Source organism: Bradyrhizobium pachyrhizi (genome assembly GCF_001189245.1).
Classification (GTDB): domain Bacteria; phylum Pseudomonadota; class Alphaproteobacteria; order Rhizobiales; family Xanthobacteraceae; genus Bradyrhizobium; species Bradyrhizobium pachyrhizi.
On the sequence record NZ_LFIQ01000052.1, the window covers coordinates 70,443 to 89,245 of the forward strand.

The 18,803-nt window shown below is 60.7% G+C and carries 12 protein-coding genes and 2 pseudogenes; 10 read left to right on the forward strand and 4 right to left on the reverse strand.

Annotation, left to right across the window (positions count from 1 at the left end):
* Positions 1–324: 324 nt before the first annotated feature.
* Together AKL29_RS09850 and AKL29_RS09855 are read left to right on the forward strand one after the other, a co-directional pair.
* A complete protein-coding gene (locus tag AKL29_RS09850; RefSeq protein WP_028335233.1) occupies positions 325–1,749 on the forward strand; it encodes an oligosaccharide flippase family protein in 1,425 nt (474 codons plus the stop codon).
* A gap of 17 nt (positions 1,750–1,766) precedes the next feature.
* Complete coding sequence (locus AKL29_RS09855; protein ID WP_244481877.1) at positions 1,767–2,774, forward strand: FkbM family methyltransferase; 1,008 nt, start codon at positions 1,767–1,769, stop codon at positions 2,772–2,774.
* Between the two features lie 124 nt (positions 2,775–2,898).
* Here AKL29_RS09855 and AKL29_RS09860 read toward each other — a convergent pair whose 3' ends face one another.
* Positions 2,899–3,912 (reverse strand): polysaccharide deacetylase family protein, encoded by a 1,014-nt coding sequence (locus AKL29_RS09860; RefSeq protein WP_244481878.1) that lies wholly within the window; start codon positions 3,910–3,912, stop codon positions 2,899–2,901.
* A gap of 335 nt (positions 3,913–4,247) precedes the next feature.
* On the opposite strand from AKL29_RS09860, the gene AKL29_RS09865 reads away from it, so the two are divergent.
* From AKL29_RS09865 to AKL29_RS40460, 5 genes are all read left to right on the forward strand, one after another.
* Positions 4,248–5,468: a glycosyltransferase family 4 protein gene (locus AKL29_RS09865; RefSeq protein WP_050384064.1), complete on the forward strand. Its 1,221-nt coding sequence runs from the start codon at positions 4,248–4,250 to the stop codon at positions 5,466–5,468.
* Positions 5,469–5,477: 9 nt separating this feature from the next.
* Positions 5,478–6,611 (forward strand): radical SAM protein, encoded by a 1,134-nt coding sequence (locus AKL29_RS09870; protein WP_050384007.1) that lies wholly within the window; start codon positions 5,478–5,480, stop codon positions 6,609–6,611.
* Positions 6,612–6,631: 20 nt separating this feature from the next.
* The gene (locus tag AKL29_RS09875) at positions 6,632–7,813 is read left to right on the forward strand and encodes a glycosyltransferase family 4 protein (RefSeq protein ID WP_244481880.1); all 1,182 of its coding nucleotides are present in this window, start codon (positions 6,632–6,634) and stop codon (positions 7,811–7,813) included.
* Positions 7,814–7,906: 93 nt separating this feature from the next.
* On the forward strand, positions 7,907–9,229 hold the full coding sequence (locus AKL29_RS09880) for an O-antigen ligase family protein (RefSeq protein WP_050384008.1): 1,323 nt from the start codon (positions 7,907–7,909) through the stop codon (positions 9,227–9,229).
* A gap of 56 nt (positions 9,230–9,285) precedes the next feature.
* Positions 9,286–10,197, forward strand: a complete 912-nt coding sequence (locus AKL29_RS40460) for a hypothetical protein (RefSeq protein WP_080667128.1) — start codon at positions 9,286–9,288, stop codon at positions 10,195–10,197.
* A 155-nt stretch (positions 10,198–10,352) separates the two neighbouring features.
* On the opposite strand, the pseudogene AKL29_RS41715 reads toward AKL29_RS40460, so the two are convergent.
* Together AKL29_RS41715 and AKL29_RS09890 are read right to left on the reverse strand one after the other, a co-directional pair.
* Positions 10,353–10,542, reverse strand: a pseudogene (locus AKL29_RS41715) (transposase); the annotation flags it as partial.
* Positions 10,543–10,549: 7 nt separating this feature from the next.
* A complete protein-coding gene (locus AKL29_RS09890; protein WP_028335225.1) occupies positions 10,550–11,287 on the reverse strand; it encodes a class I SAM-dependent methyltransferase in 738 nt (245 codons plus the stop codon).
* Positions 11,288–11,965: 678 nt separating this feature from the next.
* On the opposite strand from AKL29_RS09890, the gene AKL29_RS09895 reads away from it, so the two are divergent.
* The 3 genes from AKL29_RS09895 (at position 11,966) to AKL29_RS09905 (ending at position 18,033) form a co-directional block, all read left to right on the forward strand.
* Positions 11,966–13,399, forward strand: coding sequence for a hypothetical protein (locus AKL29_RS09895; RefSeq protein ID WP_050384009.1), 1,434 nt, complete (start codon positions 11,966–11,968; stop codon positions 13,397–13,399).
* A gap of 577 nt (positions 13,400–13,976) precedes the next feature.
* Positions 13,977–16,619, forward strand: coding sequence for a type I secretion system permease/ATPase (locus AKL29_RS09900; protein ID WP_244481881.1), 2,643 nt, complete (start codon positions 13,977–13,979; stop codon positions 16,617–16,619).
* The gene (locus AKL29_RS09905) at positions 16,606–18,033 is read left to right on the forward strand and encodes an HlyD family type I secretion periplasmic adaptor subunit (RefSeq protein WP_050384010.1); all 1,428 of its coding nucleotides are present in this window, start codon (positions 16,606–16,608) and stop codon (positions 18,031–18,033) included. Before AKL29_RS09900 ends, AKL29_RS09905 begins: the two co-directional genes overlap by 14 nt.
* 124 nt (positions 18,034–18,157) lie before the next feature.
* On the opposite strand, the pseudogene AKL29_RS09910 reads toward AKL29_RS09905, so the two are convergent.
* Positions 18,158–18,803, reverse strand: a pseudogene (locus tag AKL29_RS09910) (hypothetical protein); the annotation flags it as partial.

Consider the following 18,803-nt stretch of genomic DNA (forward strand, 5'->3'; position numbering starts at 1 on the left):
GAACAATGCTCGTCGGCGAACCGCCTTCATCGCGATGAAGGCAGCATGTTTCTCGTTGCGGTCACCGGAGTGGGTAATCCAGAAGGGCCGAACGCTCTCCGCAGCCGCGGGGTTATATTCGACCCTGCGACAATGTGCCGATTTGACAATGTGTAACATTTGAACGCTCAGCCTCCGCGCAGTCCGCTCCTCCGCCCACGAGGTGCGCCGAACCGGGAATTCCGGGCAAGAGCTCGATCACAATTACTGGGCGCCGCGTGGCGTCCACCAACGTTGGCTTGAGCAATGACGAGCTTTACTCGACCGTCCGGCGGACCCGCGACCATGTTCAGCAATGTCTTCCGGCAGTCATGGCTGGCTTTGACATACCGATGCTCGGGCGCCGTCGTCTCCCTCCTCTTCGGCGTAAGCTTTGCGCGGATGATGAACATAGAGGAATACGGTGCGCTCATGTCGTTGATGACGTTCGCGCTCGTCGCCTCCACGGTCGGCCTTATAGGTCAGCAATTTCGCGTGTTGCGGGAAATACCAAGCATCGCCGCCCGGAAAAACTACCCGGAGATCGGCTCGATTGTCTCGAAGCGGGTTCGCGTGGCATGTCTGGGCAGCGTTGCCGTGACCGTACTCGCCCTGCTTCCGTTCGTCGCCGCTCACGGCCGCGACGGAATATTCGGAGGCTGGCAATATGCCACGAGCGTGCTTCTGATATTGCCGTTGTCCTTGATCGAAATGCAGAGCTCGCTGGGGCGCGCGCTCGGCTCCGTCAATCTCGCACTCGTGTCGAAGGATGTGTTGTGGCGATTTCTCATCATATTGTTGGGCGCCGTTCTCTTCGCGACGTATGGCCATCCGCTACCGGCTGAAGACGTTCTGCTGATTGCGACTGGAATCCTGATCGTGTTGATCGCTACCCAGAACATCTACCTGCGGCATCTCGCGGAGGGGTGTAAGGTATTCACCATGGCGGTGGGGCGATCGAATGACCGGCTTCGCGACACCCTTTCCACTTCGGGACCGTTCTGGGTAACCAGCGTCACGAGCATCATGGGCGGCACGGTCGACCTCATCGTCATCACGGTCATGGTCGGCCCGGAAGCCGGAGGATATTACTACGCCGCCAGCCGGATCGCGCTCCTTCTTGATTTCTTCCTGGCGACCTTCTGTATTCCCGCGGCGCCCCTCATCGCACGTCTGTTCGATGAGAATCGTCATGCGGAAATCACGCGCGTCACGTCGGGAGCGTCATTGGCTGCGTTTGTCGCGGTCCTCGGCTGCGTTGCGACGTTGGCGCTTGGCGGCGACCTCGCGCTGATGGCGTTCGGAGCGACTTTCACCCGCGCCTACAGCGTCCTGATGGTCCTGGCAACCGGCATGCTGGTGTCGACATATTTCGGGATCGGCCCCATCGCCCTGAATATGACAGGCCATCAGCGGGCCGCGATGCACATCGTGGTGATCACTTGGGTGACGGGAATCCTGGCCATGATTGGCGCGACTTGGGCCTTCGGGACGATAGGAGCAGCGATTGCGGGCTCCTGCGCGGGCATCGCAACCAGGGTGTGGACTGCGGCCTACATTTATTCGGCGGAAGGGATCGATATCACCGCCACCACGGCGCTCCGCGCGTTGGTTAGGCGCGCAACGAGGCGAGGAGCATCCGAACCCCGTAGCGAGGCAATACGGCCAGAAGCCGGCGGCACCATTCTTGACCTGCAGCCTGTTCGCGGCAGTCGGGACACACGTACATGAATTGGGGAGATAGTTGAATGCGTTCGCTGTCATCCGAGGACGCGACTGCTGCAATTGGATTTACGCGCGGGAGGCGGTACCTGATGGACCGGTCTACATTCGAATACGAGGTGTCAGGAAGCCGGCTTTCCATGGGGCTGGTGAAGCTTCTGCACACCGTTGTTGCGCGGAGTACCGGGCGCGGTATGGGACTTGCCATGCGGGCGGTCAAGCCGCTTCTGCATTCCCAGCTGTCTTGCGTCCATTTCGCCGACGGTAGCCGCTTGTACTTCGAGCTGAACGACGTTTACTGGAATGCGTTCTTCATCGGCCAGCCCGGTATGACCTACGAGCCGGACATAGCGACGCTTCTGCTGCGGCTGAAGGATACCGACTATACGTTCTTCGATTGCGGTGCAAACATCGGATACTGGTCCGTTCTCGTCACGTCGGAAATGCTGGGTCGCAAGCGCGCGATTGCCGTCGAGGCTTCACGGGAGACGCTTGCAATTCTCGAGCAGAACCGTGACGCGAATGATCGGCGCTTCGAGATCTGCCGAAGGGCATTGTTCGAGTACGACGGGCGCAGCCTGTTCTTCTCCGACGACGGACCTCATTCGGCCCGGCACATCGTAACGTCGCAGAGCAGCCGTCCGTCACACACCGAACCCGTCATATCGATAACGATCGATGCGTTGGCAAGGGACCAGCAGCTGACCGACAGCGATCGGCTCGTTATCAAGCTCGACGTCGAGGGCCAGGAGGTTGCGGCCCTGAAGGGCGCTCGGCAGGTTCTGAAGCGCGACACGCTGATCATCTACGAAGATCATGGCCAGGATCGCAGCCACGCGACCACGAGGTACGTGTTCGAGGCACTCGGACTTCCGGTGTTTGCTCTTGCTGCAGACGGGTCGGTCACGAAGGTCGGTGACCTCGGCACACTGGATCGCCTGAAAGTGAACCCCAAAATCGGCTACAATTTCGCGACCTGCCCACCCGGATCCGGCTTCCACCGCTGGATATCAGGAATCGCCAGCCAGGCATGATCGTGTCGGGTGCCGTCGGAGGCCGATCCTGGCGCACGGGATCGCAGGCGGCTCAACCTACTTCGCGTGCCCGAGCCAGAATTCGCGTGCACTCGGCTCTTCGATGCGATCAGAATGCACAATATCAATTGCTGCCGCCGAACAGCATCTGGACCGCCGACTGCACGCCATTCATTCGCCCCTCGAACGGAATTCTCCCGTCGGATGGCCCTCCGACCGCGATGCGGGGGAGCCCAAAAGGATTCAGCTTGCGATCAGATATCTGTCCATGCCGAGTTGTGACTGCGGTCGAAAAACCGACCTCCACCGCGAGATGTTGTTCTCGATCACCGCATGCCCTGGAGTTGCCGTAGGGAAAAGCGACGTGCCGAACCGGGCGCTGAAGCAGTCTCTCAAGATAGGTGCGGTTACCCGCCATTTCGGCACGCGCTGAAGCTGCATTCAGGTACGCGAGCGCTGGATGCGATTCCGTGTGTCCGCCAATCGTGGCCAGGGGGTGTCGTGCCAGGACCTGAAGCTCGCGCTCATTGATGAAATAGGCGTCGTTCAAGGCCTCCAGCGACAGATCGGCCTTGCTGAACGTAGGGGCGAGCATCTCGACTCGTTGGTAATCTTCATGGACCCAGTTGCTCACCTTCTCCAGGGCCGATACCTTCTCGTCAAAATCGCGACAGCTGAATCGCATGTTCATTGCGTCGATCGCAAGACTGTCTCTCGAGCGGAATAGGTCCCGCAAGCCCAGCCACCACGGTTGCAGCGTCCGCGTCACCGCACCCGTTGGAACATATACGGTGAAGGGCGCATTATTTCGCTCAAGGATCGGCAATGCCGTCGTGACGTTGTCCTTGTAGCCGTCGTCGAAGGTAAGCACCGCATAGCGGCGGGGTTCAGGATCCACCGCCAGCCGCTCGAGACATGCATCGAGACTGACAATCTCCCATCCCTGCTGGCGCAGCCACTTCAGGGTGTATTCAAAGAAATCAGGCGATGCACCGGTCTTCAGCTCCGAGCGCCAGTCCGACTGAATCTCATGGAACATCAGGATGGCGGCCCTGCCGGCAAATACCTTGCGTAAAGCAGGCGCGAGTCCCGCCCAACTAGCCGCATGGAATATCGTTCGGCTGAGAAGTCGCTTCACGCGAAATCACCACCGGACAGGTTGATTGCGCGCAAGCCGACCAAGCGTCTTCGGTGCCCATGTGATTGCGTGCGCGATCTGCCCATGCTCATCTCAAATAGCCCTCGTGAACGCAGCAGTGTTTCCGACGGGAAACACCCCTCCATTTATCGACAAACCGCACCGCTCTGGCAACCACGGCGCTGGTACTCACTACTGGGTACCCCAGATTTCATCGCCTCCACTCTGAATGCGCCGCCTGCATCGAACTGCTTTCACGGTAGCTTTTCGTCAGACACAGAGTGCACCGGCCACTGGTGATGCCGGCGTTCGTGATGCGCGTGTCGAGGGCCTTTATGAAAGTACTGCTCGCCAATAAGTTTCTGTTCAACAACGGTGGCGCAGAGGCAGTGCTGCTTCAGGAAAGAATGTTCCTGACGAGCAGCGGGGCGGACGTCATTGACTTCGCGATGCAGCACGAGCGGAACATCGAATCCCGCTACGCAAATCACTTCGTATCTCGCCAGGAATACCGGACCGGCGGCCGTCTCGCCAAGATCAAGAGCGCGCTCTCATTGATTCACTCGCGCGAAGCCGTGAGCAAGCTGGCATCCCTGATCGAGGAGACCCGACCGGACCTGATGCACTGCCACAACATCTATCATCAGCTGACCCCGTCGATTGTCGGCGTCGCCAAGTCGCGCGGGATTCCGGTCGTGCTGACCCTGCACGATTCGAAGCCGGTGTGTCCGGTGCACACCCGCATGCGAGAGGACCAATTATGTTCATCGTGTCTCGCCGGCGATTTCCATCACGTGCTGATGCACCGTTGCGCTGACGGCTCGATCGCACAGAGCGCCACGCTTTACATGGAAGCGGTCATTCAGCGCTGGTTTGGCAGCTACGAGAAGGTGGATCGCTTCCTCGCGCCGAGCCAGTTCATGCGGGAGTCGGTGCTGCCTCGGTTCGCCGCGGACCGGGTCCAGGTGCTCTACAACGGCGTGGATGTCAGCGGCATTTCGGCGAGCGATCGGGACAAGGGATACGTGCTCTATTGCGGCCGGCTCGCGCCGGGAAAGGGTGCGGAGACGCTGTTGCGCGCCCACGAAGCAGCGGACTTCCGGTGGCCTCTCGTCGTCGCAGGATCCGGCCCGCTGGCGGATAGTTTGAAGGCGCAGTTCACCCGGAATGTGCGTTTCGCGGGCCAGCTTTCCGGCGAGACTTTAAACGAGACGATCGCCGAGGCTTCCGTGGTGGTTGTGCCTTCGGAGTGGTGCGAGAACTGCCCGATGTCGGTGCTGGAGGCGATGGCCTATGGCAAGGCGGTCGTAGCGACCCGCGTCGGCGGCATTCCGGAGCTCGTGGACGATCGTGTGACGGGGCTTTTGTTTGAACCCGGCAATACGGACGAGCTTCGTCATCACCTCGATTGCCTGATGAACGACGCCACACGCCGTGCAGGCATGGGAGCAGCAGGAAGAAGCCGCGTCGAGGCGGACTTCTCTCTCGAGAAGCATAACACCGAGCTGATGGCCGTCTACCGATCACTGGTGAGCGAGCGGCCTTCATCGCATTGAGGATTGCAAATGGACCTCACCGTAATCTCCACGTTTCGTTGCAACTCGAGATGCCAGATGTGTTACATCTGGAAGAATCCGACCGATCCAAAGGAAGAGGTCACGCTCGAGACCCTGGCGAAACTTCCTGCGGGGTTCGACAATCTCAATATCTCCGGCGGAGAGCCGACCCTGCGGAAGGATCTGGCCGAGATGGTGGACCTGCTCCACCCCAAGGCCCGGATCATAGAGATCAGCTCGAACGGCCTGCATCCCGAGCGTCTCCTGCCCATCGTCAAGAAGCACCCGAAGATAAAGGTTCGTTTCAGCCTCGAGGGTGACGCGACCACCAGCGACTGCATCCGCGGCGAGAAGGACGGCTACGCCACGAAGGTCGCCGGACTTCGCATGCTGCAGGAGGCAGGTGGGCAGGACCTGGGATTCGCCTTCGTCATCCAGGACGAGAATGTGGCCCAGCTCGTTCGAACCTATGAACTGGCGCGTTCGATGGGGTTCGAACTTGCGACCTCGACGCTGCACAACGCGTGGCAGTTCTACAAGAACGACAATTATTTCTATGAACGTGTCGCGGTGGCCCGGCAAGTCGAAGGGCTTATCACTGCGATGCTCAAGAGCAACAAGCCGAAGAACTGGTTTCGCGCCTACCTGAATTTGGGCTTGATCGAAAAGATCCTCGGCCACCCGCGGTTGATCCGCTGCAGCGCGGGGACGGATTTCGCATTCATCGACCCGTGGTCCGATGTGTGGGCCTGCAACGTGCGGTCGGACCTGCCGCTGGGCAATTTGGCGCGCCAATCCTGGAGCGAGATCATGGCCAGTGACACGGCCAAGAACTCCGTCGCCAAGGTTCACGCTTGCCAACAAAACTGCTGGATGGTGACGACCGCGCGCACGGCAATGCGCTCAACGCTGATTCCGCAGGCACCGAAGATGGGTCCGCTCATCTGGGTGCTGAAGAATAAGCTGAAGGTCGAGCTCGGCCGGCCGATCTGTTTCGATCAATACATCGATTATTCCAACGTCGCGCCTACTCCGCACGTCCAGCGAACGTCATTCCTCAACGAAAAGCAAAAGGCACGGTTGGTGCGCGGGAGAGAGACGGTCGACGCCCGATACCCGCTCAAGGAATTCCTAAATAACTGATTGGACAGAAGGAGGGTGCAGTGAGTGCGGATCATCTGGTACTGCGGGTGATCATGCTTGGCTTGCGCGGGTTTCCCAATGTGCAGGGAGGAGTGGAAGTTCACGCGGAGCACCTGTGCCCCCATCTCAAGGAACTGGGCTGCGATGTCGAGGTGATCGTTCGTTCCTCCTATATGCCGCCTGATCGCGGCGACGAGTGGCAGGGCGTACGTTACCAGCGGGTATGGTGTCCGAAGACCTCGGGTCTTGAGACAATCGTCCATTCATTCCTCGGAGTGCTTGTCGCTGCATGGCAGCGGCCGGACGTGTTGCACATCCAGGCCATCGGACCGGCCTTGATGGCGCCACTCGCGCGCTTGCTGGGACTGCATGTTGTCGTGACGCACCACGGGCCGGATTACGAACGCGAGAAGTGGGGCCGATTGGCCAGGATGGCCCTGCGCGCCGGCGAGGCCTGGGGCATGCGATTTTCCGACGGCCGCATCGTCATCTCCCAGACCATCCGAAAGCTGGTGCGGGAAAAGTACGGCCTGAATTCGGACCTCATTCCAAACGGCGTCACCTTGCCCGACGTACCGAAAAGCACTTCGGTGCTGGACAAGCTTGGGCTTACGCCGGGACGATATGTGTTGATGGTGGGTCGGCTGGTGCCAGAGAAGCGGCACACCGACCTGATTCAGGCCTTTGCCGATGCCAGACTCACCGGATGGAAGCTCGTGTTCGTCGGCGCCTCCGAGCATCCCGACGCGTATACGGAGATGCTTGCGGCACGCGCTGGAGCGACCGCTGGGGTGATCATGGCGGGCTTCCAGTGCGGGCTCGCACTGCGGGAGCTATACGCCCACGCAGGCATTTTCGTTTTGCCATCCTCGCACGAAGGCTTGCCGATCGCGCTGCTGGAAGCTTTGAGCTTCGGTTTGCCCGTGGTGGCCAGTGACATTCCTGCTCACCTGGAGATCGGATTGAATGACGCGCACTATTTTCATGTGGGAGATGTATCAGGGCTCGCGGATCGCCTGGCATCGTTTGCGCACAGTCCGTGGCCGCTGGAGTTGCGCGAGAAGACACGCAACTGGTTGGCCGAACGGGAAGACTGGCGCTCTATCGCGGAGCGCACTCTCGGATGCTATCGCAGAGCAATTGAGCCTCGTCGAGGCGGTCCTCATGCGCGGTCCCGGGCGGCGCCGCCCAGCACCGCCTAGCGAGCTACGCACGCGGCGCGCCGGCCAACGCGCGATTCCCGTCCTGCAATTGAGGTATCGCCTCAAGTCGATCGAACCAAAGCGACGTTCAAGATGAATATGCTTTTGCTGTATTTCCTCATCTATACGTTCTTTCGATCGATCTCCAACGGCCTCGACCGTCTGTCCGGGACGAGCTTTTCCATGATCCTGTCGCTCACCGTCATCGGGATCGGTGTTGTGGCCGCCTGGCACACGCGACATGTCAGGATACATAAAAGACTCTTCGTACTTTTGATATGCATGTCCGTCTTTTTTGCCGCTTGCGTGCTGTCATTTGTCATCAATGGTTTCGGAGCGGGCAAGATTATCGACCAGTATGCCGCCTGGTACGAGATGTTCAGGTATGTGTACCTGATCATGTTCGTGACACTGCTCTCCGCCCTTTATCGGCATCCGAATTTTTGTCCGAGCGTGCATCGTGTTTACGTGTTGCTGTTATTCGTCATTTCCGCGGTGGGGCTCGGTCAATACCTGACCGGTCATGCAGAGCTCGTCACGCAATACGACAAGTTTGAACGGGTCGCGGGTCTTTCTTCGCACCCGGTACCCTACAGTCTTGAGATCGTGCTGACCTTTTTCGTTTGCGAGCTGTCGCGCCGGAAAATGCGCCTTCCCATTCAGCACTTTCACATCGCGGTGTACTTGCTGTTTCTTGTTGCCCTGGTCCTTTCTGCTTCAAGGACCGGTGTCGCGCTGCTCGGAGTGACCCTCACCGTATACCTCTTTGTCCAGCGGCCGGCCCTCCTTCCCGTGTTCGCGGCAGCATTCGCGATCCTCCTATGGATATCTCCGTTTGGAGAGTTGTTTTCGGACCTGAGCACCGTTCCGGAATATATCATAAGAGGCGAATATGCGGTGTGGGACTGGCGCACCGCGCCGACCTCGGTCCATTGGCGCATTCACCACTGGTACTATCTGTCCACACTTGGATTGGAACGAGCGTGGATCGGATATGGCCCCGGTCAAGTAGGGTTCTATAGCCCGTTTTCTCTTTTGGCGCATAGTCAGTTCGTGGAAATATTCTTCGAGTCGGGCGTGGTCGGCCTGATCACCTTTGCCATGTTTTGGTTCAGTCTTCCGCTGGCCGCAATGTCGGACGGGCGGCGGCTCGTTTCCTCATATGGAAAACGGTCAGCAGAAATTGGAGTCCTGCACTTGTGGCTTGCGATGTTTGCCGGCGTCACGCTGGTCGCATCGTTCGATGCGAGCTTCGACAGGGAAACGGTGGCGTTTTCGCACTTGATCGTCAGTATGTTTGTTGTGCTGGCTCAACCTGAAGCCGTCACCGAACGTGACTCAGGATCGCGCTACTCATACATCTCGATGACTGCTGGTTCGCGGATTGAAGCATCGGCGAGCCGAGGAACTATCTGAACAGCAACATGGCCGCTGTTGGCAGCATCGGCCGATACTGGTTATGAGCACTTCCCATGAAAGAGCATCTTGCCGCTCTCATGTTACTCGGCGCCCTCGTCTCATTGGCGAGCGCCGCGACGATAGCGCCTCCGTTCCAGTACGGACGATGCAGCGACAACCGTAATCTCTTGTTAGAGATCGAATCTGCGTCGCACATGACGCAGCGGGGAATGTGTCATCACAATCCAGTGCTGCAGGTGCAACTACACAAGCGTCCGGTACTCAAACCCATCTGCACGTCCTTGTCGATCGATTGTGTGGTTTCGCAGACTTCCGGATATGACAACGGAATATATCCACACGGAGTCAGGACCTATTTCTCGTGGTATGCAGGCGGCCCCGCCGCCACCGGGAACATTGTTTCTCCTACCGACTTCTCTTCACTGACGGGTTGGGGACAGATTTATCCGCAAGTCGGTGTTTCGAACGTTGCTGCCAACGTCTACTTGAAGGACTATCGCGTCTATGTGCACTTGACGAGTGGCGGTTGGCAACTTGTACAAGATCAAGCCACGAATTCCATCGGTGGCCGGCATTACGTGGCAGACTTCTCCAACAACTCCTCTTCGGAAATGAGTCTCGTTGTTCAGTCTGACGGAAGCGTAAGAATGGACTCGCCAGCATCCGACTATAATAATCATTTCTGGATTGAGCCGAGAGGATCGTATACTCCCGGAACAGTCGACGGGGTGTTCTCGCTGGCACAGCTACGCACCGATGATGCAAGTGCAAATCTGATCGCAAACTTTGGAGCTGACTGGTGGAGAAACACCTCAGCTCCGTACCTCTACCAAAATGGAGTGTTTGTAAATAATCCCGGCATCGGCATGGGCACTTGGGTCAAGTTGACGACGACGTACCAGTACTTCTTCTTCACGACCATGACCGAAGCGCAACTACAAGCCGACCCGCCGCCCTTGAGATAGCTGAACAGCGCTTCAGTGCTCGACAGATCCGCTCGGGCACTTGCCGCAACAGCCTCCGCGTCCAAGCGCGCGGCGCGCTCGCCAAGGATCATCGCATCCGCGGCGGCAAGATCCGAGGGGGTGGTTCAGGAGCGGTCACGATGGCGATGGAAATCCAGAATATCCCGTTCAGCCCTGAGCTTGCTGACCTCACGCCTGAGCCGCGCAATTACCTCTGCTGCTCGGGCTTCATCTGGCCGTGACCCGGCAAAGGCCTGCACAGGATCGGAGCCGAACTCCTTCACTCATTTTCGCAAAACATTCTCGTGAACCTCCCAGGTCTCGGGCGGCTTGCGCCGCCGATACCCGCGTTCTAGCTGGCGAGAACCATCAGTGATGCCCCGCCGAGCAAGCGCACAGACAGGTCCTCTCCGGCAACAGTCCGGACAATGCGCCGCCCGGCGTTCACGAGGAGGGTTTTCGTGGTTCGCCATTCGGGGTGGAGATGGAGGAAATCTTCAAGCCTGGTGTACTGACTGTCAATGATCTCAAAGCCGGTGTCGCGCAGTGTCGCCAGAGCTGTTGCCTGATCAAAGTAATGCAGGTGACCAACCTCCTTGCGTTTCTGAAGTGGCTGATCGCGCAGAACGCTGAGGACATTAAGGTCGAGGGGGATATGAAACACATAGTATTTCGAACGCCCTCTGAGCCTTCGCAGAAAGCCCATATAGTCATCGATGTGCTCGAAAACATCGATGCACAATAGAAGATCGTAGCTTCCGCTGGTTTGCGAGAAGTCTCCGCAGTGGAAGTGCAAATTGTCCCGTTCGCGCGGTTTGGCGGCAGTGATGGCATAGGGGGCGATATCGTAGCCAACGGCGGTTGAGTCACGGAAGACGTCGTGCTCAAGCAGGGCGTTCAGAACGCCTCCCACTCCGCAACCGACGTCGACGATCGTCCGGCAGGTGATGTTGTTGGCACGCACGATCCTGGCGATCTTCGCGGCCTTGGTTCCGGCATCCTCGTCATGCCAGCCCGGATGGGCTTCGGCATAACCTTCCCCAGTATAGAGATCGCTGGACGCGAGCCCTGCCCCTCTGACGACAGCCATTGTTCTCTCCCTCAATTGAATGGCGACCTGGACGACCGATCGGGACGCCAGAGTTGCAACCAGCTCTTGCGAACCGGCACCTGAAGTGCCGTGCAGTCACGTGATGGCGACGGGAGCGCTCGCCGCGGCCAGCGAACCGCAGCCGATCCGAGAGCCTGCGTTCGAATTCGTAGGGCGCGATCGGGCGACCAGGCGGCCGCGTGTCCTTCCGGCGCCGCTGGATGGCCAAATAGTCGGGCTTCAGATTCGTCAACCCACGAGCCGCCATTCAAGAGAACCGATCCGTCTCCACCGGCAAGTGTGTTCTTGATGTTGAGGTCGTCGCAATAATCCTTGCGGGCTACCCCGAAGCGCAGAACCTAATCCGCGCTTGAATCGACAAGCATCCGTCGCTGCAACATAGGCGACCGGGAAACAAGGGACTGGGGCCGATATACGTGTGTATAAATCACACTTTGAAAGTTTTTTTGCCATTTTTGATTATTAACCAACCGGCTCAGCAGTCGGGGGGGCCAACTTCCAAAAAACCCACTGCTTGAAATCTCCTCGCGGTTCGAGGCTGCAATTCTTTGGAATCTGTTCGCGACTGAAGTTGCGAGCATGGAATATGTCGCACATCCCCGATGCGCGGCAGCGGAATTTCACGTCCTTAAATCTGGTCTGCAATGGAGAACTAATGTGGCGCTGACCGATGTCACCTATCAAAATACGCCTGGCAACAGCGAAGGGTTTCCGCTTGGCGTCCCCACTAGCTATTCCTGGTACGGCGGGAGCACCGGCCATACAGGCAGCACCCCGCCCTCCAATTTCACCTCCGTCACAGGGTGGGGACAGGTCTATCCCGAATCCGGGGCAAGCAACGATTCCAATCCGGCCAACGTTCAGATCGCGAACTTCCAGACGTGGGTGCATCTGAAAACCGGCGGCTGGGTTCTCGTGCAAGATCAGGCGACGGACCCGATCGCCGGAGCGCAGTTTCTCGCCGACTTTTCCGGAAACACGAACTCTGCCTGGAGCGTGACAAGGCAGGCGGACGGCAGTGCGATGGGCGCTGCGCCCCTCAGTGGATACAACGACCATTTCTGGCCGGGCTCACGCGGCTCCTATTCCGCCGGAACGGTCGATGGCGTCTATGTCCAGGCCGATATGAGGACCACTGATCCGAACGAGCATCTCGTCGCCGATCTGGGAGCCGATTGGTGGTCGACCCCGACAGCCCCATACGTCGACGGGTTCTCCAACAATCCCGGCGCCGGGATGAGCGATTGGGTCGCACTGACGACGAACTACAAGACCCTTTACTTCACCTCGATGACTTCCGCGCAGTTGCAGGCCGACCTGCCGCCTCCGCTGCAGGGCACCTCTTCGCCCACGACACCGACGCAGCCGACGACGCCGACCGATCCCACGATACCGGCGCAACCGACGACGCCGACCGACCCCACGACGCCGACAACCCCCACGACTCCAAGCGTGACCGCACCGGTGCTCGACGTCGCGGACAAGTCGCTTTGGGTGGCCGGCAGAGGCGGTCAGGTCGACCTGGGGACGACCATTACAACGACCGACCCCAACGATAACCTCACCCTCAGCATCATGGGATTGCCGCGATATGAGACGATCACGACCGGCGACGGCACGACGCTCAGGGGCAACAACATCACCCTGACGTCCGCGCAGGTCGACAGCGGACTGACGCTGACATCGAACTACAAGGGCAATGCTCATCCGGTCGCGAACCTCACGCTGACCGCGAGCGCTATGGATCCGACCACCGGCGCTGTGATGTCGTCGGATCCGCAGACGATCCGCGTGACGGATCCCCGGCCGTCCAACTGGACTGGCGGAAACGCGGGGAGCTGGGCAAACCACGGCTTTGCTCAATTGCAGCAGCAGATGGGCGACACCAGCACCCTGGCGAACACAGCATCGCAGACGACCGGTTGGGCCGATCAAGGCGCGCGAGCGTCCCAGGCAAGCCAGGGCTTTGCGCTGCTGAACCAGTATCTGGCCGGTAGCTCCGGTCGGGTCGACGCTGGTCAGATCGTGGCGGCCATGTCGAATGGGACCGGCTGGACGCACAACTCGTTCCTGAGCAAGCCTCAAGGTTGATCCGGCTACTGCACCCGGGGGCTCTGCGCCCGGGTGCAGTACCATCAACGTGTTGGGAATTGAAAACGGGTGGTCGATCGCGGGCAGTAACGGCGAAGGGACTGTCACGCGCGGGTCTTGGTGTCGGTTGGCTTCATCGCTCGCATCTGTTTCCGAGCGATAGAAATGCGTGCTGGCGCAACAGCTTCGGGTATGCGGCAAATTTGCGCGCAACATAACGGTGCAAAAATCAAGATTTGAAACTTTTTTCGCCATTTTTGCGCATTAACGAACCGGTTCAGCAGTCGGGGGGCCACGTCGAAAATCCCACTGCTTTGAAATCCCCTCGCGGTTCGAGGCCCTAGTGCTTTGATGTTGCTTGCGCCTTTTGGCTGCGAGCAAGCGGTATGTCGCATGCTCTGTCGATGCGCGACATTGGAATTCCCAGTCTTTGGAAATGCATGAGAAGGAACACTAACGCGGCCGGGTAGCCGCGAAGGGTTGAGTAAGAATGGCGATCCAGAACGGAAATGCCCCCGCTGCAGATCTAGGGCTTCGCGCGCTAGCTCTGTTCCTGCGCCTCCATGGCGTGAATACTGTGCCGGACCAGCTCCGCGATCGTTGCGGGAGCGACGAGATCGGCATCCGCGCGATGCTTCGCTGCGCGCGCGAATTCGGGGTCAAGGTCCGTTCGCGGACAATGGATTGGACCCGCCTTGCGGGTATCCAGCTGCCCGGAATCGCCTCGCTGCGTGACGGCGGATTTCTGCTGCTCGGCAAGATCGACGACCAGGTGGCGCTTGTGCTGCACCCGACCTCGCCGCATCCGAGCCGGATGACGCGCGCGGAATTCGAAGCGATCTGGGATGGCGGTTTGATCTGTGCTGGATCACAGAGCCTCGCACAGCGCGCACGTCATGCATTTGCCGGCATCCGCACGCGCTCGTTTGACCTGGGCGCCGGCCTGATGCACCGCGCCGGCGGGGGCCTGATGCGTGCCCGTGACGGCCTCACGAAGAGCTTCTTGACGATGAGACCTGGCATCCTGATGCGCGGGCCTCTCGACGATGTCGCAGACCATCCGGCGAACACCGAATCCCCGGCCGCCGGCGTCGACTCCGAAAACGACGATGAATCCGGGCTCATTGCGCTGGCGATCTTGCTGCGTTGCCATGGCATCGCTGCCGACCCCGGCCAAATTCGCCACCGGATCGGCGCAGCGCGCCTCGGCGTTACTGAGATATTGCGCTGTGCCAAGGAATTCGGGCTCAAGGCAAAGGTGCAGAGGACGAGCTGGAACAGGCTTGCCGTCACCCCGCTGCCGGGCATCGCGCTGCTGCGCGACGGCAGCTTCCTGATCCTCGGCAAGGTTATCGACGACAAGCTCCTCATTCAGCGCCCGCTGTCTCCGCGGCCCGAAGCAATCACCCAGGCGCAACTCGAGGCCATCTGGGACGGTGGCATCATCCTGATGGCCCGGCGCGCGAGCCTGACCGACCTCGCGCGGCGCTTCGATATCTCCTGGTTCGTCGGCGCCATGCAAAAGTATCGTCGCCTGCTCGGCGAGGTGCTGGCGGCGTCGTTCTTCCTTCAGATCTTCGCCGTTGTCTCGCCGCTGTTCTTCCAGGTGGTGATCGACAAGGTGCTCGTGCATCGAAGCATGAGCACGCTCGACGTGCTGGTCGTCGGGCTTGTCGTACTGACCGTGTTCGAGGCCGTTCTCGAGACGCTGCGTGTCTATCAGTTCGCGCATACGACAAACCGTATCGACGTCGAGCTCGGCGCCAGGTTGTTCCGTCATCTGTTGGCGCTGCCGATCGCCTATTTCCAGGCCCGCCGCGTCGGCGATTCGGTGGCGCGCGTCCGCGAGCTCGAGAACATCCGCCAGTTCCTGACCAGCTCGGCGCTCACACTGGTGATCGATCTGCTGTTCACCGTCGTCTTCCTTGCGGTGATGTTCTACTACTCGACGACGTTGACGTGGATCGTGCTGGCGTCCTTCCCGCTCTACATCGGCATCTCCGCGGGAGCCGCGCCGCTGTTCCGTCGGCGCCTCGACGAGAAGTTCAATCGCGGTTCCGAGAACCAGGCCTTCCTGGTCGAGAGCGTCACCGGTATCGAAACGCTGAAAGCCATGGCGGTCGAGCCGCAGATGCAACGCCGCTGGGAGGAGCAGCTCGCCGGCTATGTGTCCGCAAGCTTCCGCGTGCTCAGCCTGAACAACACGGCGAGCCAGGCGGTCCAGATGATCAACAAGCTGGTCATCGCCGCGACCCTTTACTTCGGCGCCCGCCTGGTGGTCAGCGGAGACCTGACTGTCGGCGAGCTCGTCGCGTTCAACATGCTGGCCGCGCGCGTCAGCGCGCCGGTTCTGCGGCTCGCACAGATCTGGCAGGACTTCCATCAAGCCCGCCTCTCGATCGATCGTCTCGGCGACATCCTCAACACCATTCCCGAGCCGAGCTTCACGCCGGCCCGCGCGGCGCTGCCGCCGATCCGCGGCCAGGTCACATTCGAGCACGCGACTTTCCGCTACCGCATCGACGGCCCCGAGGTGCTGCACGACGTGTCCTTCAGCGTCGAGCCAGGCCAGGTCATCGGCATCGTGGGTTCGTCGGGCTCGGGCAAGAGCACCGTCACCAAGCTGATCCAGCGTCTCTATGTCCCGGAGAGCGGACGCGTGCTCGTCGACGGCGTCGACCTCGCGATGGTCGATCTGAGCTGGCTGCGGCGCCAGATCGGCGTCGTGCTGCAGGAGAACGTACTGTTCAACTGCACGATCCGTGACAACATCGCGTTGGCCGATCCGGCGATGCCGATGGAGCGCGTCATCGAAGCGGCAGAGCTAGCCGGCGCCCACGACTTCATCCTCGAACTGCCGGAGGGTTACGACACCGTCGTGGGTGAGCGCGGCAGCAGCCTGTCCGGCGGGCAGCGCCAGCGCATCGCAATCGCGCGTGCACTCATCACCGATCCACGCATCCTGATCCTGGACGAGGCGACCAGCGCGCTGGACTACGAAAGCGAGCGCGCGATCCAGCAGAACATGAGGCGGATTTCCGCCGGACGGACCGTGTTCGTCATCGCCCACCGGCTGTCGACGGTGCGCAATGCGAGCCGGATCATCACCCTCGAGCATGGCCGCATCGTCGAGGACGGCAGCCATGACGAGCTGATCCGCACCAACGGCCGTTACGCCAACCTCCATTATCTGCAGGCCGGTATCCATGACGTCCGCTAGCCGCAACATCGTCGCGTTCCCGAGACGCGAACCTCGCCGCCGCGAGCAAGAAATCGCCTTTCTACCGGCGGCGCTCGAGATCGCCGAATCGCCGCCATCACCGATCGGGCGCGCGATCGGGGCCTGCATCATCGCCGTGTTCTGCATCGCGCTGGTGTGGGCGACGCTCGGCAGCGTCGATATCGTCGCCAGCGCGACCGGCAAGATCGTGCCGGGCGGGCGCACCAAGCTGATCCAGCCGTTCGAGACCGGCGTCGTCCGCGCCATCCGCGTCCGCGACGGCCAGACCGTCAAGGCCGGCGACGTCCTGATCGAGCTGGACCCGACGATGACGGAAGCCGACCAGGAGCGCCAGAAGAGCGATCTGCTTGCAGCCGAGCTGGACGTCGCGCGGCTGCGCGCCGCGCTGGCCGCAGACCCGCTCGCGGCCTTCCAGCCGCCGCAAAACGCGAGTGCAGCCGATATCGAGATGCATCGCCAGTTCCTGATCAGCCAGCGCGCCGAACAGAACGCAAAGCTTTCTGAAATCGAGCGCCAGCAGGGGCAGAAGGAGGCGGAGCGGGCGACCACATCGGCGAGCGTCGCCAAGCTGGAGGCGACGATCCCGGTGCTGAAGGAGCGCGTCGACATCCGCAAGGGTCTCGTCGAGAAGGCATTGGCGTCGAAGGTCGTCTATCTCTCGGAGTATCAGGAGCTGGTCGCCATGCAGCAGGACCTCGTCCTGCAGCAGAGCCGGCTGCGCGAAGCCGATGCGGCGATCGCGCTGCTGAAGGAGACCAAAGACAAGACTGCCGCGGAGTATCGCCGCGCGACCTATGATGCCCTTGCGAAGGCCGAGCAGAAGGCTGCGAGCGCCGCCCAGGAGGTCGTCAAGGCGGATCGGCGAACGAAGCTCCAGCGCTTGACCGCACCGGTCGACGGCGTCGTGCAGCAGCTTGCCGTTCATACGGTGGGCGGCGTGGTGACGCCCGCTCAGGCGCTGGCCGTCGTGGTCCCGAGCGAGAGCCAGCTCGAGATCGAGGCCATGCTGTCGAACCGCGACATCGGCTTCGTTCATCCCGGCCAAAAGGCGGAGATCAAGGTCGATACGTTCAACTTCACCCGGTACGGGCTGCTTCATGGCGATGTGCTCAGCGTGTCGACGGATGCCATCACGCGCGAAAAGCAACAGGGCAGCCCCAATGACCGGACATTGGGCGCGGCACAGAGCAGCAGCGAGCCTAAAGGTCAGGAGCTGGAATACGCCGCGCGCGTTTCGCTCGACCGGACGCACATGCAAATCGAGGACAAGCTCGTCAAGCTCGGGCCGGGCATGGCAGTGACGGTCGAAATCAAGACCGGCACGCGCAGGATCATCAGCTACCTGCTTTCGCCGCTGGCAAGGTACCGGCAGGAGGCCCTGCGCGAACGGTAAAGCGAAGCCCGTCGCCGGACGTTGCGGCCGGGCGAGGCGCCACTCGCGTGAGAGCGAAGCTGATCGCGGTGGTGCCCGTCGTCAGGACGATGGCGGTGAAATTGCCGGTGGATTGCCACATGCGCTATCGGCGCAGCGCTTCCAGACGCGATTTCGCCTCCTGGACTCCCGCGGCGTTGGCCTTGGCATAGAGGTCTTGTGCCCTGCGCTCGTCGCCGCGCGTGCCGTAAGTCCCCCACTTCGCAAGAATCAGGGGATCGTAGGTTTCTGCCAACGCGAAGCTCGCCTGGGCGCTGCCCATTTCCACGGCGCGCTCGAGTACAAGCCGCGCCGCGCCTATGTCGCCCTGACGCAGCAAGGAGCTCGCCCGCGCAACCAACCCTCCCGCTTCCGCAGCCTGCTCGGGAGCAGGCTGGGCAACCGCGCGAGCAGGCGCCGCTCGGGTCTGTTCGGCGGTCGGATTGGTGGCCACTTCGATGGACTTGTCCCGCGCGGTCGCACCGGTCGTCAAGGCCGCGCCGTGCGCCTTGCGATCCTCGGCCTCATACGCATGGATTGCGCTCCGCGACAAAGGGAGGTGCTGTGGCTGCACGTCGATCCTGGCGCGCAATTGCCTCAATTCGGCAGCGCTGGCTTCGGCCGCCTGCTTCTGCAGCAACACTTCCTCGTTTGCCTTTGCCGCCCGCACCGTCTGGGTCTCGCTATCGCGATGCGCTGCCGCCAGATCTTGCTCCAGCCGTGCGGACCGCTCACGCTCCTTTTGCAGGTCC

Coding starts and splice junctions, on each gene's coding strand:
- AKL29_RS09855 (WP_244481877.1), top strand. CDS start 1,767: ATGCGTTCGCTGTCATCCGAGGACGCGACTGCTGCAATTGGATTTACG.
- AKL29_RS09850 (WP_028335233.1), top strand. CDS start 325: ATGTTCAGCAATGTCTTCCGGCAGTCATGGCTGGCTTTGACATACCGA.
- AKL29_RS09865 (WP_050384064.1), top strand. CDS start 4,248: ATGAAAGTACTGCTCGCCAATAAGTTTCTGTTCAACAACGGTGGCGCA.
- AKL29_RS09890 (WP_028335225.1), bottom strand. CDS start 11,287: ATGGCTGTCGTCAGAGGGGCAGGGCTCGCGTCCAGCGATCTCTATACT.
- AKL29_RS40460 (WP_080667128.1), top strand. CDS start 9,286: ATGAAAGAGCATCTTGCCGCTCTCATGTTACTCGGCGCCCTCGTCTCA.
- AKL29_RS09880 (WP_050384008.1), top strand. CDS start 7,907: ATGAATATGCTTTTGCTGTATTTCCTCATCTATACGTTCTTTCGATCG.
- AKL29_RS09870 (WP_050384007.1), top strand. CDS start 5,478: ATGGACCTCACCGTAATCTCCACGTTTCGTTGCAACTCGAGATGCCAG.
- AKL29_RS09905 (WP_050384010.1), top strand. CDS start 16,606: ATGACGTCCGCTAGCCGCAACATCGTCGCGTTCCCGAGACGCGAACCT.